22 protein-coding genes are annotated in these 24201 nt (G+C 70.4%); 13 read left to right on the top strand and 9 right to left on the bottom strand.

Annotated features, from left to right (window positions below):
- Nucleotides 1-858, top strand: a complete 858-nt coding sequence (locus tag AC1VNM_RS00595; protein ID WP_483105500.1) for a LytR/AlgR family response regulator transcription factor — start codon at nt 1-3, stop codon at nt 856-858.
- 61 nt (nt 859-919) lie between these two features.
- Here the strand turns inward: AC1VNM_RS00595 and AC1VNM_RS00590 are convergent, their stop codons facing one another.
- The gene (locus AC1VNM_RS00590) at nt 920-1630 is read right to left on the bottom strand and encodes a hypothetical protein (RefSeq protein ID WP_483105499.1); all 711 of its coding nucleotides are present in this window, start codon (nt 1628-1630) and stop codon (nt 920-922) included.
- Nucleotides 1631-1914: 284 nt separating this feature from the next.
- Between AC1VNM_RS00590 and AC1VNM_RS00585 the strand changes: the two genes are divergently transcribed.
- Entirely contained in the window at nt 1915-3744 is a 1830-nt protein-coding gene (locus AC1VNM_RS00585) for a glutamine--tRNA ligase/YqeY domain fusion protein (RefSeq protein WP_483105498.1), read from the top strand.
- Nucleotides 3745-3763: 19 nt separating this feature from the next.
- Here AC1VNM_RS00585 and AC1VNM_RS00580 read toward each other — a convergent pair whose 3' ends face one another.
- On the bottom strand, nt 3764-4288 hold the full coding sequence (locus AC1VNM_RS00580; RefSeq protein WP_483105497.1) for a hypothetical protein: 525 nt from the start codon (nt 4286-4288) through the stop codon (nt 3764-3766).
- A 324-nt stretch (nt 4289-4612) separates the two neighbouring features.
- Here AC1VNM_RS00580 and AC1VNM_RS00575 point away from each other — a divergent pair, with 324 nt between their 5' ends.
- From AC1VNM_RS00575 to AC1VNM_RS00545, 7 genes are all read left to right on the top strand, one after another.
- Nucleotides 4613-5881 (top strand): efflux RND transporter periplasmic adaptor subunit, encoded by a 1269-nt coding sequence (locus tag AC1VNM_RS00575; protein ID WP_377156657.1) that lies wholly within the window; start codon nt 4613-4615, stop codon nt 5879-5881.
- Between the two features lie 77 nt (nt 5882-5958).
- Nucleotides 5959-6699, top strand: a complete 741-nt coding sequence (locus tag AC1VNM_RS00570) for an ABC transporter ATP-binding protein (protein WP_483105496.1) — start codon at nt 5959-5961, stop codon at nt 6697-6699.
- A gap of 14 nt (nt 6700-6713) precedes the next feature.
- Nucleotides 6714-8036: a TolC family outer membrane protein gene (locus AC1VNM_RS00565; RefSeq protein WP_483105495.1), complete on the top strand. Its 1323-nt coding sequence runs from the start codon at nt 6714-6716 to the stop codon at nt 8034-8036.
- Nucleotides 8037-8053: 17 nt separating this feature from the next.
- Complete coding sequence (locus tag AC1VNM_RS00560; RefSeq protein WP_483105494.1) at nt 8054-9367, top strand: ABC transporter permease; 1314 nt, start codon at nt 8054-8056, stop codon at nt 9365-9367.
- A gap of 64 nt (nt 9368-9431) precedes the next feature.
- Entirely contained in the window at nt 9432-10664 is a 1233-nt protein-coding gene (locus tag AC1VNM_RS00555; protein WP_483105493.1) for an ABC transporter permease, read from the top strand.
- A gap of 106 nt (nt 10665-10770) precedes the next feature.
- On the top strand, nt 10771-12120 hold the full coding sequence (locus tag AC1VNM_RS00550; RefSeq protein ID WP_483105492.1) for a sigma-54-dependent transcriptional regulator: 1350 nt from the start codon (nt 10771-10773) through the stop codon (nt 12118-12120).
- Entirely contained in the window at nt 12117-13535 is a 1419-nt protein-coding gene (locus tag AC1VNM_RS00545; RefSeq protein ID WP_483105491.1) for a sensor histidine kinase, read from the top strand. Before AC1VNM_RS00550 ends, AC1VNM_RS00545 begins: the two co-directional genes overlap by 4 nt.
- Before the next feature lie 3 nt (nt 13536-13538).
- On the opposite strand, the gene AC1VNM_RS00540 is transcribed toward AC1VNM_RS00545, so the two are convergent.
- On the bottom strand, nt 13539-13784 hold the full coding sequence (locus tag AC1VNM_RS00540) for a DUF3297 family protein (RefSeq protein ID WP_377156667.1): 246 nt from the start codon (nt 13782-13784) through the stop codon (nt 13539-13541).
- Nucleotides 13785-13953: 169 nt separating this feature from the next.
- On the opposite strand from AC1VNM_RS00540, the gene AC1VNM_RS00535 reads away from it, so the two are divergent.
- On the top strand, nt 13954-14457 hold the full coding sequence (locus tag AC1VNM_RS00535; protein ID WP_483109217.1) for a DinB family protein: 504 nt from the start codon (nt 13954-13956) through the stop codon (nt 14455-14457).
- A 75-nt stretch (nt 14458-14532) separates the two neighbouring features.
- Here the strand turns inward: AC1VNM_RS00535 and AC1VNM_RS00530 are convergent, their stop codons facing one another.
- The gene (locus tag AC1VNM_RS00530) at nt 14533-14799 is read right to left on the bottom strand and encodes a hypothetical protein (RefSeq protein ID WP_377156671.1); all 267 of its coding nucleotides are present in this window, start codon (nt 14797-14799) and stop codon (nt 14533-14535) included.
- Between the two features lie 231 nt (nt 14800-15030).
- Between AC1VNM_RS00530 and AC1VNM_RS00525 the strand changes: the two genes are divergently transcribed.
- The 3 genes from AC1VNM_RS00525 (at nt 15031) to AC1VNM_RS00515 (ending at nt 17763) form a co-directional block, all read left to right on the top strand.
- The gene (locus AC1VNM_RS00525) at nt 15031-15690 is read left to right on the top strand and encodes a class I SAM-dependent methyltransferase (protein WP_483105490.1); all 660 of its coding nucleotides are present in this window, start codon (nt 15031-15033) and stop codon (nt 15688-15690) included.
- Between the two features lie 67 nt (nt 15691-15757).
- Nucleotides 15758-16828 (top strand): type IV toxin-antitoxin system AbiEi family antitoxin, encoded by a 1071-nt coding sequence (locus AC1VNM_RS00520; RefSeq protein WP_483105489.1) that lies wholly within the window; start codon nt 15758-15760, stop codon nt 16826-16828.
- A gap of 17 nt (nt 16829-16845) precedes the next feature.
- Nucleotides 16846-17763 carry an antitoxin gene (locus AC1VNM_RS00515; RefSeq protein ID WP_483105488.1) on the top strand — a complete coding sequence of 306 codons (918 nt, stop codon included), beginning with the start codon at nt 16846-16848 and terminating at the stop codon, nt 17761-17763.
- 4 nt (nt 17764-17767) lie between these two features.
- Here the strand turns inward: AC1VNM_RS00515 and AC1VNM_RS00510 are convergent, their stop codons facing one another.
- From AC1VNM_RS00510 to AC1VNM_RS00490, 5 genes are all read right to left on the bottom strand, one after another.
- The gene (locus tag AC1VNM_RS00510) at nt 17768-18112 is read right to left on the bottom strand and encodes a translation initiation factor Sui1 (protein WP_297532068.1); all 345 of its coding nucleotides are present in this window, start codon (nt 18110-18112) and stop codon (nt 17768-17770) included.
- Between the two features lie 30 nt (nt 18113-18142).
- The gene (locus AC1VNM_RS00505) at nt 18143-20452 is read right to left on the bottom strand and encodes an alpha/beta fold hydrolase (protein ID WP_483105487.1); all 2310 of its coding nucleotides are present in this window, start codon (nt 20450-20452) and stop codon (nt 18143-18145) included.
- Nucleotides 20449-21531 (bottom strand): tRNA dihydrouridine synthase, encoded by a 1083-nt coding sequence (locus AC1VNM_RS00500; protein WP_483105486.1) that lies wholly within the window; start codon nt 21529-21531, stop codon nt 20449-20451. Before AC1VNM_RS00500 ends, AC1VNM_RS00505 begins: the two co-directional genes overlap by 4 nt.
- Before the next feature lie 94 nt (nt 21532-21625).
- Complete coding sequence (locus tag AC1VNM_RS00495; RefSeq protein WP_483105485.1) at nt 21626-22201, bottom strand: YgjP-like metallopeptidase domain-containing protein; 576 nt, start codon at nt 22199-22201, stop codon at nt 21626-21628.
- 7 nt (nt 22202-22208) lie between these two features.
- Nucleotides 22209-24200 (bottom strand): M3 family metallopeptidase, encoded by a 1992-nt coding sequence (locus AC1VNM_RS00490; RefSeq protein ID WP_483105484.1) that lies wholly within the window; start codon nt 24198-24200, stop codon nt 22209-22211.
- Nucleotide 24201: the final 1 nt, after the last annotated feature.

Raw genomic sequence — 24201 nt, 5'->3', positions numbered from 1 at the left:
ATGCCCACCGCCCTGATCGCCGAAGACGAGGAACTGCTGGCCGCGCACCTGCGGCAGGAACTGAAGGCGCTCTGGCCCGAGCTGGAGGTCGTCGCGATGGCCACGCACGGCGAGGAGGCCGTGACGCTGGCGTTGCGGCACCGGCCGGAGGTCTGCTTCTTCGACATCCGCATGCCCGGCATGACCGGCCTGGAGGCGGCGGCGCAGCTCGCCGACGATTGGGACGACGAAGGACCCGGCGGCGCGGCGTTTCCGCTGCTGGTGTTCGTGACCGCCTACGACCAGTTCGCGCTTCAGGCGTTCGATCGCGCGGCGGTGGACTACGTCCTCAAGCCCGTGCAGCGCGAGCGGCTGGGGCAGACGGTCTCGCGATTGAAAGCGGCGCTCGCGCAGCGGCAACAGCCGCCCGCGGCGCTGGAGTCGGCCATCGAGCAACTGCGCGGGCTGCTGGGCGTCGGGGCGCACTCGACGGCGGGCGGGGCGACTGCCTCCGCGCCGTCCGGCGCGCCGGCCGCAGCCGGGAACACGGCAGCGACGCTGCGCCACCTGCAGGTCGGTGTCGGCGAGTCCATCGTGCTGGTGCCGGTCGACGACGTCGTCTACCTGGAGGCCGCGGACAAGTACGTCCGCGTGCTCACCGCCGATCAGGAATACCTGGTGCGGATCTCCCTGCGCGAGCTGCTCCCGCAGCTCGACGCGAACCGCTTCTGGCAGGTGCACCGCGGGCACATCGTGCACGTGGACGCCATCGAGCGCGTCCTCCGCGACGACACCGGCAAGCTCACCCTCCGGCTGCGCCGCCGGCCCGAGAAGCTGGCGGTAAGCCGGATGTACGGGCACCTGTTCCGGGCGATGTGAGACGCCGGACGGCGCTGACCCGTCCCCGGTGCGCCGGTCACTGGCCCGAGGAGCGCTGAGGTCAGAGGACGAAGGTCGCTCCGGACGCCAGGTGGATCGTCAGGTCCGTGCCGTGGTTCGCCGTGACGAGGGTCCGCGAGTCGAAGCGGGTGGAGATGTCGTCCCCGGGATAGGGATAGGTCTGGCCCTTCCCGTCCTTGTCGATGCCATCGACAAGCACCTCGACGTCCGCCCCCAGCAGGCGATCCATCGTCGCGTGCGGCGAATGCAATGCCAGTTCCGACGTGGCGGGCAGCGGCCGGCCCGGCGACTTGTCATCCATGTCCAGGATGGCATCGGACGTGGCGTCGGGCTTCCGATCCGGTTGGGGATCGGAAGCCGACTCCGGCTTCGGCTCCGGCGTGGGATCGGGCTTCGGCCTGGGCAGCCGTTCCGGCCTCGGCTCCGGCGTCGGCTTTGGCATGGGCGGCGTCGGCCCCGATCCCCCCGCCAGGACGGTCGCGGAGCCCGCGGTCAACGCGGCACCCACCAGCCCGGCCACCAGGGCGGGAACGGCCTTGTCGATCGCGCCATCGGCGTTGCAGGCGGACCCTGACGCAGCCTCGCGATCGGCCTGTTCAGGCGCGTCGCCGGCGACTGGAGCGACGCGCTCCGGTTCCGTGCCTGCCGACGCCTCGGCTTCGGGCTCGTCGGAAGGCGCTGGGGCGGACGCGGACTCGGCCGCCGGGTCGACGACGCGGCGCTGGCGCGGATCCGGTGTTTGAAAGCGCAAGGAAGACGTCGGGGTCGCAGTTCTGGAAGCTCGCATCGGCGTGTGTTCAGGTTGTCGCATGAAGAACCTGGCAGTCTCAAAGAGATGCTGATCCGCCTCCATGACCCTCACCGCCCGTCGCCGGATACGCCGCCCGCTCATCGAAGGGTGTCACCGGCTTCGATGCGGCATCCGCCCCAGGCGAACGCCGGCAGCGACGCCGCTGATCGAACATCTGCCCATTGAGAGTGAGCGCGTCGGCCCCCACGTAGAATCCACGGCCTTCCTTGAGACTTCATCCACCGATGTCCAGCCACGACAAGACCGCCGGCGCTCCCGCGCCCGACAAGACGGACGCCGCCGTCAAGCCCAGCAACTTCCTGCGCGCCATCATCGAGCGCGACCTGGAACAGGGCTTCCAGCCGGCGCGCCACTTCGGCGGCAGCCCGGGCGACGCGGCGCATCACGCCGCCGGTCCGCTGGACCCGGCCAGGATCCGCACCCGCTTCCCGCCCGAGCCCAACGGCTACCTGCACATCGGCCACGCCAAGTCGATCTGCCTGAACTTCGGCCTCGCGCGCGACTACGGCGGCATCTGCCACCTGCGCTTCGACGACACCAACCCGGAGAAGGAAGAGCAGGAGTACGTCGACGCGATCAAGGAGATGGTCGCGTGGCTGGGCTGGCGCTGGGACGCCGCGGACGCCGGCGGCCACGAGACCAGCCACCTCTTCTACGCCAGCAACTACTTCGACCTGATGTACCGGGGCGCGGAGTACCTGGTGTCGCAAGGCCTGGCCTACGTGGACGAGCAGTCCCCCGAGGACATGCGCGCCAACCGCGGCGACTTCGGCACGCCGGGCAAGAACAGCCCCTTCCGTGACCGGACGCCCGAGCAACACCTGACCCGCCTGCGCGAGATGCGCGACGGCAAGCACCCCGACGGCTCGATGGTGCTGCGCGCCAAGATCGACATGGCGTCGCCCAACATCAACCTGCGCGATCCGGCGCTGTACCGCATCCGCCGCGCGACGCACCACAACACCGGCGACCAGTGGTGCATCTACCCGATGTACACCTACGCGCATCCGATCGAGGACGCGCTGGAGTGCATCACGCACAGCGTCTGCACGCTGGAGTTCGAAGACCAGCGCCCGTTCTACGACTGGCTGGTCGAGCACCTGGCCGAAGGCGGCCTGCTCGCCCGCCCGCTGCCGCATCAGTATGAATTCGGCCGGCTGAACCTGACCTACGTCGTCACCAGCAAGCGCAAGCTGCGCCAGCTGGTCGAAGAAGGCCACGTCGACGGCTGGGACGATCCGCGCATGCCCACGCTGGTCGGCATGCGCCGGCGCGGCTACACGCCCGAAGCGATCCGCGCGATGGTCGAGAGCACCGGCGCGTCCAAGACGAACGCCTGGATCGAGTACTCGGTGCTGGACGGCTACCTGCGCGCCGACCTCGAAGGCAAGGCCGCCCGCGCGATGGCGGTGCTGGATCCGGTCAAGCTCAAGCTCAAGAACTACGCGGAGATCTTCGGCTCGACCGATCACCGCGAGCCGTGCTCAGCCCCCGCCCATCCGCATGTGCCGGAACTCGGCACGCGCGCCTTCAGCCTCGGCCCCGAGCTCTGGATCGAGCGCGAGGACTTCATGGAGGTCCCGTCCAAGGGCTACCACCGCCTGTTCCCCGGCAACAAGGCGCGGCTGAAGTACGGCTACGTCATCGAGTGCACCGGCTGCGAGAAGGATGCCGACGGCACCATCACCGCGGTGCTCGCGAAGCTGGTGCCGGACACGAAGAGCGGCACGCCTGGCGCGGACGCGGTCAAGGTCAAGGGCGTGATCACCTGGGTCGGCGCGCATGAAGGCATCGCCACCGAGCTGCGCCTGTACGACCGCCTGTTCACCGAGGCCCAGCCCGACGCCGGCGACCGCAACTTCCTGGAGCTGCTGAACCCGGACGCCAAGCGCGTGACGCGCGGCTACCTGGAGCCCTCGCTGAAAGACGCCGCTCCGGACACCAAGGTCCAGTTCGAGCGGCACGGCTACTTCGTCGCCGATCGCGTCGACCATCGGGCCGACGCGCCGGTGTTCAACAAGATCACCGGGCTGCGGGACAGCTTCGGGAAGTAAAGGCGGCGCGCCGCGCCGCTCAGACCACCGGGTAGGCAGGGACGGCGAGCGTGTCCATCACGCCCGCCGTCACGCCACCCGCCGCCACATACGCGAGCTCCGCCGCCTTCTCGACGGCGTGCTCATGCTCGGCCGGTCGGCTGAGGGCCGGCTCCCCCTTGGACCGGCGGAACATGTCGGGCGTTTCCTTGACGAGGATCGGCGGCAGGGCCGCCTCATTCACGTCGACGGCATCGACGCCCTTCGTCGAGTGCTGCGCGCGCACCCAGGCGCCCAGTTGGCTCAGCGCCGAGGCGAAGGTTTCCAACGCCTGCTCCAGACGGGGAGCGCCCGCGGCGAAGCCATCCTGGCAGGCGCCGGATCGAAAGCCCAGGCCCGTGTAGGGACCGAAGTCCCAGGTGGTCGGCGTGTACGTCGACCCAGGCTCGTACCTGTTGAACCCGCATCCATGGGAGAACAGGACGGGCATGACCGGCGTGACCGGCATGAGCGGCATGAGCGGCACGAATGGGACGGACGGTCCAAAGAAGAAGTTGTTGAACATGGCGATGCTCCATGCAGTGGGACAAGCCGCCAGTGTCCGGAGCGTTCCAGCGATGCGCCATCGCGCGAGCATGCCGCGCCCCGAGGGGCGGCTCCCATCGACGGGTCAGCCGATGCCCTGCCCGGGCCGCGGACGTTCGCGCGGACACACGACCTGTCCGGGTCTGTCCACCCAGCGTCCGCCGACTGTCCGCGGACACTGACCCGCGCTGGGTGCCGATCGACAACCCGTTGATTTCAAACGGGAATCCACGGGTCCGCCGTGTGGCACGCCCCTTGCGAACAAGTGCGGCATCGATCACACGGACCACCCTCGGACACCTTCATGATTCGCGACACCTCCGGACAGGACGTTCCCCTCGCCCGCCCCCAGGGACGCCGCCGCCTGTGGCTGGCGCTGGCCGGCGCAGGGCTGCTGATCGCCGCGGTCGCCGCCGCGCCCGCCGTGCAGCGGATGATGGGCAGCGGCAATTCGGTCAGCCTGCAGCGCCTGTCCGTCGCCCCCGTCGAGATCGGCCCGCTCGTGCGCGACGTGGCCGGCGAAGGCAAGGTCGTCGCCGCGATGAGCCCCACCGTCTACGCGCTGCACGGCGGCAACCTGGTGCTCAAGGTCAAGGCCGGCGACAAGGTCGCCAAGGACCAGTTGCTGGGCGTCATCGACAGCCCGGACCTGCGCGCCAAGCTCGCCCAGGAGCAGAGCAACGCCGACGCGCTGCGCACCGAGGCGCTGCGTGCCGAGGTCGACGGCCGCGAGCAGCGCGCCGCCCTGCGCTCCACGTATGAGAACGCCGCGATCGACCTGCAGACGGCCCGCAACGACCTCGACCGCCAGACCAAGGCCTACGAGGCCGGCGCCGTCGCCGGCATGCAGGTCGAGAAGGCCCGCGACGCGATGGAGAAGGCCCGCATCACCGCCGCCCACGCGCAGGCCGGCCTCGGTCTGAAGGACGACAGCCTGAAGTTCGAGCTCCAGTCCAAGCAGCAGGCGCTGCAGCGTCAGCAACTGCTGGTCAAGGACCTGGAACGCCAGGTCGCGGAACTCGAGCTGCACTCGCCGGTCGACGGCCAGGTCGGCCAGCTGCTGGTGGCCGAACGCGCCAACGTCGCCGCCGGCACGGGCCTGCTGTCCGTCGTCGACCTGAGCGCGCTGGAAGTGCAGATGCAGGTGCCCGAGAGCTTCGCCCGCGACCTCGCCATCGGCATGCCCGGCGAGATCTCCGGTAACGGCCGGCAGTGGAAGGGCCTGGTCAGCACGGTGTCGCCGGAGGTCGTCAACAACGAGGTCGCCGCACGCCTGCGCTTCGACGGCGCCACGCCCGACCAGCTCCGGCAGAACCAACGCCTGTCGGTGCGCGTGCTGCTGGACCGCCGCGACAAGGTGCTCACCGTCGCACGCGGCAGCTTCGTCGAGGACGGCGGAGGCCGCTTCGTCTACGTCGTCCAGGACGGCCAGGCGGTCAAGCGCCCGATCCGCCTGGGCGCGCAGAGCCTGTCCAAGGTCGAGATCCTGGAAGGCCTCAAGCCCGGCGAGCAGGTCATCGTCTCCGGCACCCAGGCCTTCGAGGGCGCCGAGCGCGTCACGCTCAGCCCATGAGCCCTTCAGGCATCGCCGCTCCGATCCCCACCCCTCCTTCAACGATTCCCACCCCATCACCGCCCGCGAGGAACCTCATGCTGAAGATGCAATCGCTCTCCAAGGTCTACCGCACCGAAATGATCGAGACCTACGCCCTGCGCGAGTTCAACCTGGACGTGCGCGAAGGCGAGTTCGTCGCGGTGACCGGGCCGTCGGGCTCGGGCAAGACGACCTTCCTGACCATCGCCGGCCTGCTGGAGGCCTTCACCGGCGGCCGCTACCAGCTCGACGGCGTGGACGTCAGCGGCATGGACGACACGCAGCGCTCGCGCATGCGCAACGAGAAGATCGGCTTCATCTTCCAGGCCTTCAACCTGATCCCCGACCTCAACGTGCTGGACAACATCGAGGTCCCGCTGCGCTACCGCGGCATGAAGGCCGCCGAGCGCCAGCAGCGCGCCCGCGACGCGCTGGCCCGCGTGGGGCTGTCCGCGCGCGAGCGCCACTACCCCGCCGAGCTGTCCGGCGGCCAGCAGCAGCGCGTGGCCATCGCCCGCGCGCTGGCCGGCTCGCCCCGCCTGCTGCTCGCCGACGAGCCGACCGGCAACCTCGACAGCGCGATGGCGCGCAGCGTGATGGACCTGCTCGAGGAACTGCACCGCGACGGCGCCACCATCGTCATGGTCACGCACGATCCGCAGCTCGCCGCGCGCGCGCAGCGCAACGTGCATGTGATCGACGGCCAGGTCGTCGACATCGCCGCCGAGCTCCACATGGACCCCGAGCTGCTGCGCGCCGCCAAGCCCGTCACCCCGACCACGCCGACCTCGGCCTGAGCCTCAGCCTGACCATGAGACTGCCCATCCCTTCGAGGCGCGCGGTGCTGCCGGCGCTCGCGGCAGCCCTGCTCTGCGCGGGCTGCTGCCTGCCGGCCGCGGCCGAGGACCTGCTCGAGATCTACGCGCAGGCCCGCGCCGCCGACCCCGTGCTGGCCGGCGCCCGCGCCGTGCGCGGCGAGCAGCAGGAACTCGCCGTCCAGGCCCGCGCGCAGCTGCTGCCGCAGTGGTCCGCGCAGTTGAGCGAATCCCACACCCGCGACGACGGCCGCCAGCACCAGCTGACGCACAGCCTGAACCAGGTCCTGGTCGATCTGAGCCGGCTGCGCAGCTGGGATGCGGCCAAGACGCTGGTCACCGCCGAGGACGCCCGCGTGCGCGCCGCCGAGGCCGACCTGTGCGCCCGCGTCGCCCGCGCCTACTTCGGCGTGCTGAACGCGCAGGCCACGCTGCAGACGGCGCAGGCGATCGAGGACGTGTACGGCCAGCAGGTCGCGCAGGCGCAGTCGCGCTTCGATGCGCAGCTGTCCGCGTCGCTGGACGTCGAGCAGGGCCGCGCGTATTACGAGCTCGCGCGCGGCAACACGGCGTCGGTGCGAGAGGACCTCCTCGACGCGCGCCAGGCGCTGGCGCAGATCACCGGCCGCATGCCGGGCGAGCTCAAGCCGCTCGCGCCCGACCTCGCGATGCTGATGCCCGATCCGGCCGATCCCGAGGCCTGGGTGACGCAGGCGCTGCGCGACAACCCGTCGCTGCAGGCCGCCGCACTGGCGGTGAGCGCCGGCGACCAGCGCGTCGCCGCCGCGCGTGCCGCGCACCTGCCGACACTGAGCGCCGGCCTGGACGGTCAGCGGCTGTCCGGCCCGGCCGTCGCGCCGCAGGATGCCGGCCGCTACACGACGACCGTGGGCCTGCGCCTGACGATCCCGCTCTTCGCCGGCGGCGCGACGGAGTCGCAGAAGCGCCAGGCGATCTTCCAGCGCGAGCAGTTGCGCGACGACCTCGAGAGCGCCCGCCGGGCCATGACGCGCGAGACGCAGGCGCAGTACCAGGCGGTGCTGTCCGCGCTGAGCCAGATGCGCACGGCCGGCGCCGCGGTGCAGGCCGCCGAGAAGGCGCTGGCCTCCACGCGCAGCGGCCTGGACCTGGGCCTGCGCACGATGACCGACCTGCTGCTGGCGATCCAGACGCAGAGCAACGCCCGCAACGCCTGGGAGCAGGCGCGCCACCGGTACGTGCTGTCCAAGCTGCTGCTGCAGCAGGCGGCCGGCGCGCTCGGCGAACCCGAGCTGGCGTCCGTGAACACGCTGCTGAATCCCGTGCCCGTCAAGCCGTGAGCTGAGAGAGGACCCCCATGCTGACCTACTACCTCGAACTCGCCCTGCGCGCCATGCGCAGCCACCGCGGCCTGACCGCGCTGATGCTGCTGTCGATCGCGATGGGCGTGGCCGCCTGCATGACGACGCTGACGGTGTTCCACGTCATGTCCGGCGATCCGATCCCGGACAAGAGCGGCCGGCTCTTCAACGTGCAGCTCGACGCCGAGACCAAGCGGGACTGGAAGCCCGGCGACGAACCGGTGCTTCAGCTGACCCGCTTCGACGCGGAATCGCTGCTGCGCGAGAAGCGCGGCGTGCATCAGGTGGTGATGACGGGCGCGTTCCTGGCGATCGACCCCGCCGGTTCCGGCGATGCGGCGCAACCGCCGTTCTTCACCGGGGCGCGATTCACCTCCGCCGACTTCTTCGCGATGTTCGAGACGCCCTTCAAGTTCGGCAACGGCTGGACGGCCGCGGACGACGGCGCCGAGGCGCGCGTGACGGTGATCTCGAGCGAGCTCAACGACAAGCTCTTCGGCGGCGCCGACAGCCGCGGCAAGATGCTGCGGCTGCGGGACAAGGACTTCACCATCGTCGGCGTACTCAAGCCGTGGCGGCCCGCGCCGCATTTCTTCGACCTGACGCTGGGCGCCTACGCCAAGCCGGCGGACGCCTACATCCCGCTGTCCACCTCGCTGGGACTGCGCTTCGGCGGTGCCGGCAACATGAGCTGCTGGGGCGACACCAACGGCCAGGATCCCCGCGCGCTCAACACGCCCTGCGCCTGGCTGCAGTACTGGGTCCAGCTGGACACGCCGCTGCAGCTCGCGGACTACCGGACCTACCTGACGCAGTATTCCAACCAGCAGCGCGAGGCCGGCCGGTTCGAGCGGCCCGCCAATCCGAAACTGAGTTCGGTGATGGACTGGCTGAACCAGCGCAAGGTCGTGCCCAGCGACATCCGGCTGCAGGTGTGGCTGGCCTTCGGTTTCCTGGTCGTCTGCCTGACCAACACCGTGGGCCTGCTGCTGGCCAAGTGCCTGCGCCGCAGCGGCGAGATCGGCGTGCGTCGCGCGCTCGGCGCGCCGCGGCGGCAGATCTTCCTGCAGTTCCTCGTCGAGGCCGGCACGCTCGGCCTGGTGGGCGGCCTGCTGGGCCTGGCACTGACCTGGGTCGGACTGTGGGTGGTGCGGCAGAACCCGTCGGACTACGCCCAGCTCGCGCAGCTGGACTGGGAGATGCTCGCGACCACGCTGGGCGTCTCGTTGGCGGCCAGCGTGATGGCCGGCCTGCTGCCCGCCTGGCGCGCGTGCCAGATCACGCCCGCCATCCAGCTCAAGACGCAATGACGCACTGACGGCGCCGCCGCACGGACGCGCCGCCGCACTACCGACGAGTCAAGGAGACCGCCCCATGGACATCCTGCCCATCCTCTCGACGCTGAAGCGTCACAAGACCGCCGCCGGGCTCATCGTGCTGCAGATCGCGCTGACCTGCGCGATCGTCTGCAACGCCCTGTTCCTGATCGCCCAGCGCATCGAACGCATCTATGCCCCCACCGGCATGGCGGAAGACGCGCTGGTGGTGCTCTCCCTCTCCAGCATGGCCCGGGTCGAGAACCCCGAGCCGCAGACGCAGGCCGACCTCGTCGCGCTGCGGCAGGTCCCGGGCGTGGTGTCGGCCAGCCTGACCAACCAGTACCCGTTCGGCCGCAACTCCAACAACTCCAGCGTGCGCCTGACCGCGGACCGCAACACCTCCAGCCGCGTGGTGGCCGGCCACTACACGGCCGGACCGGGCTTCCTCTCGACGATGGGGCTGCGCCTGGTGGAGGGACGCGATTTCCAGCCCGAGGAATTCGTGCTGGGCTCGACCCTGGACACCAACCCCGACCCGCGCGTGCCGGCGACGATCATCAACAAGCGCATGGCGGAACGGCTGTTCCCCGGCGAGTCGGCGCTGGGCAAGGCGATCTACGTCTACGGCAACGAGCCGCAACGCATCGTCGGCGTGGTGGAGAACCTGGCTTCGCCGAGCCCGGGCTCGCAGGACGAGAACGCACTGCACACGATGCTGATGCCGGTGCAACCGAGTTTCCGCGGCGGCACCTTCATGATCCGTGTCGCGCCCGGCGCCAACCCCGAGGCCGTGCTGAAGGCGGCGGGCGAGAAGCTGCTCGGCAACAGCCCGGGCCTGCGTCGCGTCATCCGCGAGCAGGAGACCTTCATCAAGCAGCGCAACGACTACTACCGCCAGGACCGCTCGATGATCCAGCTGCTGGCCGGCGTCTGCGTCGGGCTGCTGGTGGTAACGGCCTTCGGGATCGTCGGACTGGCCAGCTTCTGGGTGCAGCAGCGCACGCGGATGATCGGCACGCGGCGCGCTCTGGGTGCCACGCGCGGCCAGATCCTGCGCTACTTCCAGACCGAGAACCTGCTGCTGTCCACCGCCGGCATCGTGCTCGGCATGATCGGCGCGTACGGCATCAGCCTGCTGCTGATGCGCAGCTACGAGCTGCCGCGCCTGCCGCTCGTCTACCTGCCGCTCGGGGCGGTGGTGCTGTGGGCGCTCGGGCAGATCGCGGTGTTCGCGCCGGCGCGTCGGGCCGCGGCACTGCCGCCGGTGGCCGCGCTGCGCGGAGGCTGACGACCGACGGCCCGCACGCGGCCGTTCCGCTTCCCTCGCTCAGCGCGGGAACCTCACCGGCGCGAGGCCCTTCGCGCCGGTTTCCACTTGATATGCTGCGCCTCCAATGAGAACCGTCCTGATCATCGATGACCATGCCGGCGTCGGCGAGGCGCTGTCGCTGCTGCTCTCGCTGCACGACATCGAGGCGCTCTACGCGGCCTCGCCGGCCGAGGGGCTGGCGCTGCTGGCGCAGCGCCGCGTCGACCTGGTGATCCAGGACATGAACTTCAGCGCCGACACGACCTCGGGCGAGGAAGGCCGCGAGCTCTTCCAGCAGCTGCGCGGACGCCATCCCGACCTGCCCATCATCCTGCTGACCGCCTGGACGCAACTGGAGCAGGCGGTGGCGCTGGTGAAGGCCGGCGCGGCGGACTATCTCGCCAAGCCCTGGGACGATGCCAAGCTCCTGGCCACGGTGGAGAACCTGCTGGAGCTGGCCGAGAACGGCCGCGCGCTGCGCGAGAGCCGGCACGAGCAGCGCCAGCGTCGCGACGAGCTGCGCCGCCGCTATCGGCTCGACGGCCTGGTCTTCGAGTCGTCGGCGCTGCTGCGCTGCCTGGAGCTCGCCTGCCAGGTCGCGCGCTCGGCGGCGCCGGTGCTGGTCACCGGCCCGAACGGCAGCGGCAAGGAACGCGTCGCGGCCATCGTGCATGCCAACTCGGCGGTGGCCGACGGTCCCTTCGTCGCGATCAACTGCGGCGCGCTGCCGGGCGAGCTGATCGAGGCCGAGCTCTTCGGCGCCGAGAGCGGCGCCTACACCGGCGCGGCGCGCGCCCGCGAGGGCCGCTTCGAGACCGCCGACGGGGGCACGCTCTTCCTCGACGAGATCGGCAACCTGCCGCTGGCCGGCCAGGTGAAGCTGCTGCGCGTGCTGGAGACGGGGCGCTTCGAACGCCTCGGCTCGAGCCGCACGCGGCAGACGACGGTGCGCGTGATCTCCGCGACCAACGCGGACCTGCGCGCGATGGTGCGCGCCGGCACCTTCCGCGAAGACCTCTACTACCGGCTCAACGTGATCGAGGTCGCCCTGCCGGGACTGGCCGAGCGCGTGGCCGACATCCTGCCGCTGGCGGAACACTTCCTGGCCGGCCGCGCGGCGCTCAGCGACGGCGCGCGCGAGGCGCTGATGGCGCATCCCTGGCCGGGCAACGTCCGCGAACTGAAGAACGCCATCGAGCGCGCCGCGCTGCTGGCGCCGGGCCGCGTCATCGGGGAGCAAGACCTGGCACTGCCGGCCCTCTCGCCGCTGACCTCGCCGCTGGCCTCGCGCAACCTCGACGAGCCCAGCCGCGAGGCCGTGGTGGCCGCGCTGGCCTCGGCGTCGGGCGTGGTCAGCCGCGCGGCGCAGTCGCTGGGGTTGTCGCGCCAGGCGCTGTACCGGCGCATGGAGCGCTACGGGCTGGACGCCGGATGAAGGAGGCGCCGCCGGGCCCGACCGGGCACGCCACGGGGCGCGCCAACCGGCACGCGAGCTGGCATCGCTCGCTGCACATGCGGCTGGCGCTGTGCCTGATCGCCGCGGCCGTCGCGGCGGTCTCCATCCACCTGACCCTGACGCTGTGGCCGGTGCCTCAACTGCTGCGGTCCCTGGGCCACGACGCGCCGGCGACCTGGAGCGCCGCCGCGGTCGGACTCACCTTCCTGCTGATGCTCCCCATCGTCTGGGGCCTGGCGAGCCTGCTGCTGATGCCGTTGGCGCGGCTGCTACGGGCGCTGGAGAGCACGGTGCTCAGCTACCGCGACGGCGAGTTCGGCAGCGGCATTGCCGCCGATCCTCCCGGCGGGCTGGCGGAGCTGTCGACCCTCACGCGGCTGCACAGCGAGCTGGGCCTGGCCCTGCGCGAGCAGCGGCGCCACCTTGCGCAGCGCGAGCTGCTGCTGGACACGGTGGTGCAGAACACGCCGGTGGCGCTGCTCCTGACCGACGCGAACGAGCGCATCGCCTACGCCAACATCGCCGCGCGCCAGTTGATGGACCAGGGCCGCAGCCTGGCGGGTCGCGGACTCGACGAACTGCTGGTCGACGCGCCCGAAGACCTCCGCCTGGCCTTCGCGGGCGCACAGGACGGGCTGTTCAGCGTCATGCAGGATGGGCAGGAGGAGCGCTACCACCTGTCGATGCGCGACTTCCGGCTGCAAGGGCAGCCGCACCGCCTGCGCCTGCTGCGCCGCATGACGAAGGAGCTGTCGCGGCAGGAGGTGGCGAGCTGGAAGCGCGTGATCCGCGTGATCAGCCATGAGTTGAACAACTCGCTGGCGCCGATCTCGTCGCTGGCGCACAGCGGCGCGGAGCTGTCGCGGCGCGGCATGCACGAGCGCGTGCCCGGCGTCTTCGCCAGCATCGGCGACCGCGCGAAACACCTGCACCAGTTCCTGGCCGGCTACGCGAGCTTCGCGAAGCTGCCGGCGCCCGTGCTGGCGCCGGTCGAGTGGTCGCCCTTCATCGAGTCGCTGGGCGCGCACTACCCGTTCGCGCTGATCGGCGGGCTGCCTGCGGTGCCGGGGCGCTTCGACGCGGCGCAGATGGAGCAGGCGCTGATCAACCTGCTGAAGAACGCGCACGAGTCCGGCAGCGCGCCGGAGGGCGTGAGCCTGAGCGTCGGCGCGGCGCGCGAGGACTGGCGCATCGAGGTCGGCGACTGCGGCCCCGGGATGACCGAGGCGCAGCTGTCGCAGGCGCTGATGCCGTTCTACTCGACCAAGCGCAGCGGGAGCGGGCTCGGCCTGGCGCTCGCGCGCGAGATCGCCGAGGCGCACGGTGGCCGCATCGCGATGGGCAACCGCGAAGGTGGCGGCCTGTGGGTGGCGATCAGCTGGCCGAGAAGCTGATCGTCACTTGTAGAACGCTTCGACCTTGCCCTTGAGCTTGATCATCATCGGCTGACCCTTGCGGTCCAGCGTGCGTCCGGCGGGAACGCGGATCCAGCCTTCGGAGACGCAGTATTCCTCGACGTCCTTGCGTTCCTTGCCGTTGAAGAGGATGCCGATGTCGTGCTCGAACACGGCGGCGACGTGATGCGGGCTGCGCGGGTCGATGGACAGGTGGTCGGGCAGTTCGGGGCGGGTGGTGTCGCTCATGGTGTCGCTCATCACGGGGGCGTTCTAAGGGAATCGGAAAACGCGGCATTGTCCCGCAGACCGACGCCCTAATATCGCCGGCATGACAGCCAACGCCATGCCCTCCTCATCCCTCGCTCCATCCGGCGTCACGTCCCGCGCCTCATCCGGGGCCTTGTCCCGCTCCGCCATCGACGCCGTCACGCTGGACGCGCTGGCGGCCTTCCCCGCGCAACTGGCGGCGCACTTCGCGCTCTTCCCGGTTGAAGCGCGCCACTGGGCACCGTCCTCATGGGACGGCGTGCCGAGCGAACCGCTCACCGCGATCGAACAGGTCTGCCATGTGCGGGACATCGAGATCGACGGCTACCAGCAGCGCATCCGCCGCACGCTGGGCGAAGACGATCCGGTGCTGCCCTCGCTGGACACCGAGGCGCTGGCGCGCGAGCGCCGCTACGGGGAGGACGATCCGGCGGCCGCTCTGGCCGCCTTCGCGGCGGCGCGCCAGGAGACGCTGGCGCTGCTGGCCTCGATCACGCCGGAGCAGTTGGCACGTCGCGCGCGCTTCGAAGGGTATGGTCCGCTGACCTTCAAGTCGCTGATCCACTACCTGTGCAGCCACGACCAGCAGCACCTGGCGGGCCTGCAATGGGTGCTGGGGCAGTACGACGCGGCGCAACTCACGGCGCGTTGACCGCCTGGTCGGCCGGGTCTACCGAGCGCATCGAGCGCACCGGGCGCACTGAGCGCATCGACGTCGGTCAAGGACTCAGTCGTCGCAGCGCTGGACCACCGGCGTCGCGTACTCGTGGCCGACGACGGCGCGGGCGAAGAGGTAGTTCTCGCGGGCCTGCTCGCTGAGCTGGTCGAGTGCGACCTGGCCGCGCTCGTCGCACGGGAAGGACAGGCCGCGGCCGGAGTGGAACAGCGACTCGAAGCGCAGCAGGTAGCGGCCATGGCCGTGACCATGGACGTGGGCGTGATTGCTGCGGGAGCCTGATTCGCGCTGGAGCGCACCGAACTGGGAAGGACTCATGGACGGTCTCCGCGGCCCACGGGGAGGTGGGGCCGGACGAGACAACATTAGGACGCCGCCTCCAGCACCGCGCGTGCAAACGTCGCAAGTCGCGCGACTGTTTCCAACCCGCCCCCTCACTCGCGTGACGCTATGCGCCCAAGGTCCTGCTTCAGGTATCGCCTGACGTCTGCCTGACGTCCGCCCGACGCCCTGCCCGACGCTCGCGCGGAGCTGCGGCATCATGGATCCATGGACCCTCGCACCGACGACTTCTACCGGCGCTACGCCGGGCGCCTCGCCTCGCAGCCCGAGTCGCGACGCAGCGCGATGCTGCCCGTCGTCGAGGCGGCGCTGCCGCGCGGCAGCCGCGTGCTCGACGTCGGCGCCGGCGCGGGGCGCGATGTCGCCGGCATGCTGGCGGCGGGATTGGACGCTTATGGCGTCGAGCCAAGCGCAGAGATGCGCGAACGCGCGCTCGTGCAGTTCCCGGAACTGGCGGGCCGACTGCGCGACGGCGCCCTGCCCGACCTGGGACGCCCCTTCGGCGATGTGGCTCCGGACGGATTCGATGGCGTCGTGTGCAGCGCGGTGCTCATGCACGTCGGCGCGGACGACCTCCCTGGCGCGCTGTCCGCGTTGGCCGCCATGTTGCGGCGCTCAGCCGACGGGCAGCAGGCCGCGGAGGGCGCGGTGATGCTGCTGGCGCTGCCGGAGCAACGCGACGGCACGTTGGCCGAGGGCCGCGACGTCGACGGCCGCAGCTTCGCGAATCACGCGCCGGCGCGCGTGGCGGCGCTGCTGGCGACCATAGGTTTCTCACTCGCCGCGCACACAGTGAGCGACGCGGTGCTGAACGCGACAGGGACGCGCTGGCACACGCTGACTCTCCGCGCCGCCGATCGCGCTTGAATCCGACGTCAATATTTCGCATACTAGTCTTATTTACTCGTGACGAAATAAGGGCAAAAAACGAAATATGGCTTCACTTCGACCGTCGAACCGCAGTCGCGCTCAGCTCGTCGCGCTCGGCGAAGCGCTTGGCAAGCTGCCGCATGTGTCGCACGTGAAACCCAGCGCTACGGCTCACGCCATGGGGCACGACGCCTCGATCGATCTCCATGTGGCCGGGCGGAGGTTGACCTTGCTGGTCGACGTGAAATCGAAGGTCTATCCCCAACAAGCCCGGGATCTCATCGTCCGGCGCGAAAAGGGGCAGCACGTCGTCGTGGTCGCAGATCTCATCTCGCCAGGCGCTCGGGAGCTGCTGCTCGAGTCGGGGACCGGCAGCTTCTCAGCCGATGGGAAGTTGCGGCTCCCGTTTGAGGACATCTACGTCATCGTCGATCTCGACCCCAGCCCGGTCCTCGGCGCCGTTCGACCCTCTCGATTCAAGCTGTTCTCCTCCGCGCGCACGCCCGTGCTCCATGCCTTGTTGCTCGCGCCGGATCGATGGTGCTCCGTGAACGAGCTGGCCACGGCCAGCGGCATCTCGCCGGCGAGCGTGTCCAAGCTGCTGGCGCACCTGGAGTCAGACGAGTGGGTCGACACGCAGGGCAGCGGTCCGACCAAGGTTCGCAAGTTGGCAAAGGCGCCCGCGTTGCTCGACGCCTGGGTGACACAGGAGCAGGACCAACTGGGTCATCGGCGCGTGCATCGGTTCTTCGTACCCGGACAGAAAGGCGAGGATCTGCTGCGTTTCGCCGCGAGCGCTTTCGCCGGGGACGCCGACTCCACCGATGGCTATGCGATCACGAGCGAAGCGGCGGCGCAGATCTATGCGCCTTACCTGACCCAATGGAGCGTGGCGACTCTGCGCGCGACCCCTGCGGCGCTGGAGCGGGCCATCGCACGATGCGGCTTGCGGGAAGTGCAGCAGGGCTCGAACCTGAATGTGATCGAAGTCGAACCATCCGGACTGCGCTTCGTACAGCGGAGGGACGAAGTCCTTCTCGCCTCGCCCGTGCAGACCTATGTTGATCTGATGGTCGCCCCGGGTCGCGCACCCGATGCCGGCCGATTCTTGCGGGAGCAGGTGCTGGGCTTCTGAACGAAGGAGCCTCCACCGTGAACAAACCTCAGACGGCCGACGCCTATGCGGCCGATCTCACCCTCGATTGCGAGCGCCTGCTCGTCACCCTCATGCGCGGACTTGGACCTTGGGCCGATTCCGTCGTCCTGGTCGGCGGGCTGACGCCGCGCTACCTCGTCAAGCGCAATCCACCGGAGGTCCCGGAACACGCCGGCACGCAGGATGTCGACGTCGTCGTCGAGACCGCCTTGCTTGCAACGGTCGACGCCTACCGCTCACTCGAGGACAACCTCAAGAAGCTCGGCTTCGAACGAGGACTGAACGAGCGGCAACAGCGCATCAACTGGCGGTGGGAGGTCCGGACGGGCCGCACGCTGCTGCGGCTGGAGTTCCTGGCCGACATGCCCGGGCAAAAGCGTGTCGAGGCGCTGCCCACCGAGGGCAACATCAGCGCGCTCAACGTGCCGCATTCATCGATCGTCTTCGACCACTTCGAGACAGCGACGATCACAGCCGAGACGCTGGGCGGGAACGGCATCGTGACGCAACGCTTCAAGCACGCCGACCTCGTGGCATTCACGACGCTCAAGGCATTCGCGTTCCACCAGCGCTGGGAGCGCAAGGATGCGCACGATCTGGTGTTTTGCCTTGAACACGCCCGTCCGCTCCAAGTCGCGGCCGACGTATTCATGCGCGCGCTGACGGGCAGGTACGCAGCGGCCATTGAGGAGGCGCTGCAGCTACTGGCGCGGCATTTTGCGGACGACCTCGGCGTCGAGGGTTACCTCAAGGACGGTCCGGTCGGGACGGCCCGTTTCGAGTTGGGCGACGGGCCGGACGACGAGGAAATCCGCCTGCTGCGGCAGCGGGAGGCGAGCCACATCGTGTCCGAACTCCTGAAGGCGATCGCGACCCGGCGTGCCGGTGGATCAGGCTCGGACAGCAGCACCTGAAGCCTCAGCCCCCCGCCTTCTTCGGCGCGAATCCCGCCGTCGTCAGCCAGGCCATCACCTTGTCCAGGTGATCGCCCTGGATCTCGATCGTGCCGTCCTTGACGGTGCCGCCGCTGCCGCAGGCGGCCTTCAGCTTCTTGGCCGTCTCCGTGAGCTCCGCCGCCGTCATCGGCAGCCCGAGCACCACCGTCACGCCCTTGCCCTTGCGGCCCGCCGTCTCGCGGCGCACCCGCACCTTGCCGTCGCCCAGCACCGCGTTCGCCGCCTGCGCCTTGCAGCGGCAATCGGCCTGCGCCTGCCGGCAGTCCGGGCACACGCGCCCGCCGTTCGTCGAATACACCAGCGCCATCGCACCGCTCCTGTCTCGTGAGGCCCGCGCTCAGCGCGCCAGCGTGCGCGCGAAGAAGGCGTCGATCGTGCGGTACAGGTGCAGCTTCGCGCTGCGCCCCGCGATGCCGTGCGCCTTGCCCGGGTAGATCATCAGCTCGAACGGCCGCGCCTCGTTCTGCAGCGCCTCGGTCAGGCGCAGCGTGTGCTCGAACAGCACGTTGTCGTCCGCCGTGCCGTGCACGATCAGCAGCGGCTTGGTCAGCAGCTTCGCGCGCATCACCAGGTTGGACTGGCGGTAGGCGTCGCTTTGACCGTCCTTGCCCTCCTTGCCGTCCTTGCCGACATGCGGCATGCCGAGATAGCGCTCGGTGTAGGCCGTGTCGTAGAGCGTCCAGTCCGTCGGCGGAGCGACCGCCACCGCCGACGCCAGCGGCGTGTCGGCGTCCAGCATCGCGCGTTCCGCCAGGAAGCCGCCGTAGGACCAGCCGAAGAAGCCGATCCGCGTCGGGTCCACGCCCGCCACCTGCTTCGGCAGCTGACGCACCGCGGCGAACAGGTCGTTCACGTCGACGGCGCCGAAGGCCAGGCGATGCGCGCGCGTGAACTCGCGGTCGCGGTTCTGCATGCCGCGCGTGTCCAGCGTGAACACGCCGTAGCCGCGCCGCTGCCAGTAGGCGATCAGCGCCGTGTCGCGGCTCCAGTTCCAATTGGTCGTCGAGGTGCCCGGCCCGCCGTAGGCCATCGTGATCACCGGATGCGGACCGGCCTTGCCGTCCAGCGGCGCGAAGTACAGCGCATTCAGCGGCGTGCGGCCGTCGGCGGCGGTGACGTCGACCACCGCCGGCTTCGGCACGATGCGCGCCAACAGCGCGTCGGGCGCATCGCCCGGCAGCGACAACGGCTTCGCGCCGGCCTTCACCGACTGCAGCGACAGCGCAGGCGGCTCGCCCCACGCGCCACGCGTGACCAGCACCCGCGCGCAGTCTCCGTCGCCGCGGGCGTCCCGCCATTGACGCGGCTGTGCGCCGTCCAGCGGGCGGCTCGTGCCGTTCAGGTCGATCGCGAACAGCTCGCGCGAGCGGCCGCGATCGCGCGCCGCCGCATAGACCACCGTCTTGCCGTCGCTGCACACGCGGTGCGCGACCGGCTCGGGCTCGTTCGTCAGCGGCCGGCGTTCGCCGGTGCGGCGGTCCACCAGCACCAGCTGCCGGCGGCCCGAGGACTCGCTCGACCACAGCAGCGCCGGCTGACCCGACAAGGTCAGGCCGTCGATCTCCTGCAGGTCGTCGTGCACTTCGACCCAGGCCGGATCGCGCTCGTCGATCACGGTGCGGCCCGGACCGGCGCCGTTCGCGTATTCGGTCAGCGCCAGCTTGTGCTGGTCGCGCGTCAGCGTCTGCAGCCACGGCGTGCCGTCGCCGAACCAGCCGGCGCGGGCGATGTATTCGGCGTCCGAAGGCAGCGGCAGCGGCGTCATGCGGCCGTCCGCCACCTGCAGCGTCCACGCGGTGACACGGGCGTTGTTCTCGCCGGCGCCCGGGTAGCGCTGCTGCGTCATCGTCGTGCGGTCGGAGAAGATCTGCGCCCGCGTCTTCACCGGCACGTCGCGCTCGTCGACGTTCAGCGCCAGCAGTTGTTTGCCGTCCGGAGACCACCAGTAGCCGCGCTGTCGACTGAGTTCCTCCGCCGCGATGAATTCAGCCAACCCCCAGAAACGCGTCTCCGTCGCGCCCTTCGTCAGCGCGCGCGCGGCGCCGTCACCGTCCAGCGCCTGCACCCACAGCTCGCCGCCCTTCACGTAGGCGATGCGGCTGCCGTCGGGCGAGCAGGTCGGATCCTGCTCCGGCACCTGCTCGTCGTTGGTGAGGCGCTGCGCCGTCGGCCCCTGGTCGCCGAGACGCACCAGGTACAGGTCGCCCGACAGCGGGAACAGCAGCGCCTTGCCCGACGGACCGCACCACTGATAGCCGGTGATGCCGCCCTGCGAGATCCGCTTGCGCTCCAGCGCCATGCGCTCGGCCTCGGTCAGTTGCTGGCTGCGACCGCCGAGCACGTCCGCCGCCGAGACCAGCTTGCGCGGCGCGCCGCCGGCCGCCGGCTGCGCCCAGAGTTCGAGCTGCTCGCTGTCGGTCTCCGACGGGCGCAGGTAGCTGACCCACGCGCCGTCCGGCGAGATCTCAGCCTGGCGCACCAGACGCCCCTGCAACGGCGGATCGCCGAAGACACGTTCCAGCGTCAGCGGGACGATGTCCTTGGCGGAGGAAGAAGCGGTCGGGGCGGCCGTCGCGGCCCCGGCAAACACCGGCGCCAATGCGGCGGCGAGCGCCAGCAGGCGCGAGGTCAGGCGGTAAGCGGTCATGCGGCGATCAGCGAGTCGCTGTCTTGTTGTTGATCGGGATCGGAGAGGTCTGCGGCGCGCTCGCCCGGAGCGCGCTCATCTGCCTCGCAGGCGCTGAAGGCGTCGACGAGGTCGTCGTCCTCCGCATCGGGCGGCGGCGCCGTCGGATCGAGCGGACGGCCGAACAGCGTCATGGCCAGCACGTCCGGCGCGTTGATCGTGCGCACGCGCTGGTAGGTGTCTTCCGCCTCGGGATAACGGCGGCGCAGGTAATGCAGCCACTGCTTGAGACGGCCGGCCTGGTGGCGCGTCGCCACGTTGCGGCGCACCTGGGCGAAGAAGCTCTCCATCAGCGGGATCACGTCCGACCAGGGCAGCGCGGCGACGCCGGACGCGTGGCCAAGCGCCGCGCGCACCGCGAGCGCCAGTCCGGGATCGGCCACCATGCCGCGCCCCAGCATCAGCGAGGTGCAGCCGGACTCCTGCAGGCAGCGCAGCGCGTCCTCGACGGTCCACACCTCGCCGTTGGCGACGACCTCGATGCCGACGGCTTCGCGCAGCACGGCGATCTGGTCCCAGTAGGCCGGCGGCTTGTAGCCGTCGCGCTTGGTGCGGCCGTGCACGACCAGCTCCGACGCGCCGGCCGCCTCGATCGCGCGGGCGCAATCGAGCATGCGGCCGCGATCCTCGTTGCCGAGCCGCATCTTGGCCGACACCGGCAGGTGCGCCGGCACCGCGCGGCGCACGGCGGCGACGATCTCGCCGACCAGCTCCGGCTCGTCGAGCAGCACCGCGCCGCCGCGATGCCGGTTCACCGTCTTGGCCGGGCAGCCGAAGTTGAGGTCGATGCCCTCGGGATCGAGCTCGGCGAGCCGCGCGGCGTTCTCCGCCAGGCATTGGGGGTCCGAGCCGAGCAACTGCGCCCGCACCGGCACGCCGGCGTGCGTGCGTCCGCCGTGGAGCAGCTCCGGCACGATGCGCGTGAACACGCGGCGCGGCAGCAGCCGGTCGGTGATGCGGATGAACTCGGAGACACAGCGGTCCACGCCGCCGACACGGGTCAACGTGTCGCGCAGCATGTGGTCCAGCAGGCCCTCCATGGGCGCCAGCAGAATCATTGGAGGCAGGAAGCCCGCCGCGCTCGTGGCGCCGCGGGTCGGCGGTCTGGAAAGACCGGGAGCATAGCGGAAGCGCCTATTCCAGGGACTTCCCGGACTGTTCGGCCGGCTCGGCGCCCGCACCCGCACCCGCACCCGCGACCGGAGCCGTGCCGGCCTTCGCCAGCTTCTCCTCGCGATCGCGCACGCTCAGCCACAGGCGCACGTCGAACTCCAGCTGCGAGTAGGCCGGCTCCATGTGGTGGCACAGCGAATAGAACGCCTTGTCGTGCTCCAGCTCCTTCAGATGCGCGAGCTCATGCACGACGATCATCTTCAGGAACTCCGCCGGCGCCTCGCGGAACAGCGTCGCGACGCGGATCTCGCGCCGCGTCTTGAGCCGGTTGCCGTGCACCACGGCCTGCCGCGTGTGCGTGCCCAGCGCGTGCTGGATGACCTTGAGCTTGGCGTCGTAGGCGACGAGCGCCAGCGGCCCGGCGTTGCGCATGAAGCGCTGCTTCAGGTCCTGGGTGTAGTCGAACAGCGCCTTGTCGCTGCGGACCTCGTGCGCCTGCGGGTACTTGCGCGCCAGCAGCGGCCCGAGCTCGCCCGCGTCCAGCATCTGCTGCGCCTGCGCGACCAGCGCCGGCGAATAGCCCTGCAGGTACTTCACGACGCGGTCAGTGCGCCGCAGCGGCCGCCACTGGCGCCGGCGGCGTCGCGTAGTTCGCGCTGATCCAGTGCTCGAAGCGCTCGAACATCGCCTGCTCCGCCGACGCGCCGCCGTCGCCGTTGTCGGCCAGCAGTTCCGCGCCATGGACCACGCGGACATGCGCGTCCAGCGGCGGGCCCTCGTCGGCGCGCTCGCCGCGGCGCTCGGACGCGGCCAGCAGGTCCTGCGCCTTCGCCCAGGCTTGCTCGACGGTCTCGTCGCAGGCCTCGGCCAGGTAGCGGGCCGAGAAGCCCTCGCCGGTCAGCCGGCGCAGCGTCGCGTCGTGGGACAGGCTGTTGCCCGGCGCCCAGTAGGCCTGCGCGAGCGCCGGCCCGATCGCCGGGTTGTCGGTGAGATAACCGTCGCGCTGCAGGAAGAAGGCCCGGGTCTGGTAGACCGCCATGTGCGCGAGCAGGTAGCCCTGATACGACGCCGCCGACTCCTGGTTCAGCAGGTGCGGGATCGCGAGGATCGGCCGCGGCGCGCGATCGACGCCCTGGATGCGGCGCTCCATCGTCCGGGCCAGCGCGAGCACGGCCTTGGGCGTGCGCTCCTCGTCGGACATCGCGTACAACGCCGCCTCGAAGTACGGCACCACGGCGATCGCGCGCTCGTCGAAGGCGCGCATCGGCTGCGCCGAGGCGATGCGATCGTGGATCAGCTCGTCGGGGATCGCCTGCCCGTCGACGGTGCGCGCGTAGCGCTTGAGCCAGTCCGCGTCGCCGAGCAGGCTGTCGCAGAACATCGACTGCGTCTCCGCATAGGCCATCGAGGTCGGCGCGAACTCCTGCGAGAAGCACGGCGAGTTCTGCGTCACGTTGGCGAAGTGGGCCGCGTGGCCGCCCTCGTGGAACAGCGTCAGCATCGCCCGCGCACCGCTGCCGACCTGGTCGGGCTTGGCCTCGGCGGTGAAGTTGATCTCGCCGGCGTGCCAGCGGCCCTGCTCGTCGAACCACGTCGGCAGCGGGCCGTGGCAGAAGCCGTTCTGGTACTTGCCGGGACGCTGCAGCAGGTCCAGGCGCATCGTCGCGCCGCGGTACTGGATGCCCAGCCGGCGGAAGCTCCGCACCCAGCGCCGCAGCGCCGGACCGAAGGGCATGTACGGGTCCATCCGGCGGGTCACGTCGCCGGCGCTGTGGAAGCGCAGGTTCCAGGGCGCCAGCGCGTCCGGGCCGTGCTTCGCGACGAGCGCGTCATGCGCGCGCTTCTGCGCGGCCTCGGTGCGGGCGACGAAGTCGTCGAGCACACCGAAGAGCTCCGCCTTCGTCATGCGCTCGTTCTTGCGCAGCTTCATCTCGAAGTAGTCCGGGAAGCCCAGCGCCCGCGCCAGCCGGTTGCGCAGCGCGACGATCTCCAGGAAGCCGTTCTCCAGCACCCAGCGCTCGAGGCCGTGCAGCGCCTCGTAGGAACTGCGGCGACGCGATTCGTCCGGGTTGGTGGCCGCATTGGTCGACAGCATCGTCAGCGTGGCGGCCTCGGTCTCGCCGCGGTCGTTGACGTGCGTCGGCGCGAAGTCCTTGCGCTTGGCGAAGAGCAGGCGCTCGGCCTCGATCAGCTCGGCCATCAGGCGTCGGCCTTCGTCGTTGTCGACGATGTTGGCCTCGAACAGACCCAGCCAGCCGCGCAGGCCGTGGGCCAGCGCCTGACGCGCCTCCGCATCGGGGCCCGAGGCAGAGCCGCCCGGCGCGGCTTCCAACACGGCCTCGACGGCGGCCAGGTGCGCGCGCGTCGCGCCCAGCTTCTCCGGATCGGAGATGAAGGCCTTGTAGTCGGTCTCGGCGCGGCCGAAGCCCTCATGGTCGTCGCTGGTGGCCATGTAGGTGGCCCAGAACAGGTCTTCCTTGCGCTTGTGGACCGCGACGTAATCGCGGTTGAGCTGGTCGAAGAAGGCCTGGGCGGCTGGGACGGCCTGGGCGGTGGGCCCGCCGTCCACCGGTGTGGAAGTCGTGACGTGAGGCATC

The sequence above is a fragment of the Mitsuaria sp. MSU3D genome, from assembly GCF_056867975.1.
The sequence above is the reverse complement of the archived record's forward strand: the minus strand, read 5'-3'. Positions and strand labels throughout refer to the sequence as shown.

Excerpts from the sequence above, each read along its gene's own strand:
- AC1VNM_RS00500 (WP_483105486.1), bottom strand. The coding sequence starts at position 21,531 with ATGGAGGGCCTGCTGGACCACATGCTGCGCGACACGTTGACCCGTGTC.
- AC1VNM_RS00510 (WP_297532068.1), bottom strand. The coding sequence starts at position 18,112 with ATGGCGCTGGTGTATTCGACGAACGGCGGGCGCGTGTGCCCGGACTGC.
- AC1VNM_RS00595 (WP_483105500.1), top strand. The coding sequence starts at position 1 with ATGCCCACCGCCCTGATCGCCGAAGACGAGGAACTGCTGGCCGCGCAC.
- AC1VNM_RS00555 (WP_483105493.1), top strand. The coding sequence starts at position 9,432 with ATGGACATCCTGCCCATCCTCTCGACGCTGAAGCGTCACAAGACCGCC.
- AC1VNM_RS00545 (WP_483105491.1), top strand. The coding sequence starts at position 12,117 with ATGAAGGAGGCGCCGCCGGGCCCGACCGGGCACGCCACGGGGCGCGCC.
- AC1VNM_RS00530 (WP_377156671.1), bottom strand. The coding sequence starts at position 14,799 with ATGAGTCCTTCCCAGTTCGGTGCGCTCCAGCGCGAATCAGGCTCCCGC.
- AC1VNM_RS00580 (WP_483105497.1), bottom strand. The coding sequence starts at position 4,288 with ATGTTCAACAACTTCTTCTTTGGACCGTCCGTCCCATTCGTGCCGCTC.
- AC1VNM_RS00540 (WP_377156667.1), bottom strand. The coding sequence starts at position 13,784 with ATGAGCGACACCACCCGCCCCGAACTGCCCGACCACCTGTCCATCGAC.
- AC1VNM_RS00550 (WP_483105492.1), top strand. The coding sequence starts at position 10,771 with ATGAGAACCGTCCTGATCATCGATGACCATGCCGGCGTCGGCGAGGCG.
- AC1VNM_RS00560 (WP_483105494.1), top strand. The coding sequence starts at position 8,054 with ATGCTGACCTACTACCTCGAACTCGCCCTGCGCGCCATGCGCAGCCAC.
- AC1VNM_RS00575 (WP_377156657.1), top strand. The coding sequence starts at position 4,613 with ATGATTCGCGACACCTCCGGACAGGACGTTCCCCTCGCCCGCCCCCAG.
- AC1VNM_RS00565 (WP_483105495.1), top strand. The coding sequence starts at position 6,714 with ATGAGACTGCCCATCCCTTCGAGGCGCGCGGTGCTGCCGGCGCTCGCG.
- AC1VNM_RS00490 (WP_483105484.1), bottom strand. The coding sequence starts at position 24,200 with ATGCCTCACGTCACGACTTCCACACCGGTGGACGGCGGGCCCACCGCC.
- AC1VNM_RS00525 (WP_483105490.1), top strand. The coding sequence starts at position 15,031 with ATGGACCCTCGCACCGACGACTTCTACCGGCGCTACGCCGGGCGCCTC.
- AC1VNM_RS00585 (WP_483105498.1), top strand. The coding sequence starts at position 1,915 with ATGTCCAGCCACGACAAGACCGCCGGCGCTCCCGCGCCCGACAAGACG.
- AC1VNM_RS00570 (WP_483105496.1), top strand. The coding sequence starts at position 5,959 with ATGCTGAAGATGCAATCGCTCTCCAAGGTCTACCGCACCGAAATGATC.
- AC1VNM_RS00505 (WP_483105487.1), bottom strand. The coding sequence starts at position 20,452 with ATGACCGCTTACCGCCTGACCTCGCGCCTGCTGGCGCTCGCCGCCGCA.
- AC1VNM_RS00520 (WP_483105489.1), top strand. The coding sequence starts at position 15,758 with ATGGCTTCACTTCGACCGTCGAACCGCAGTCGCGCTCAGCTCGTCGCG.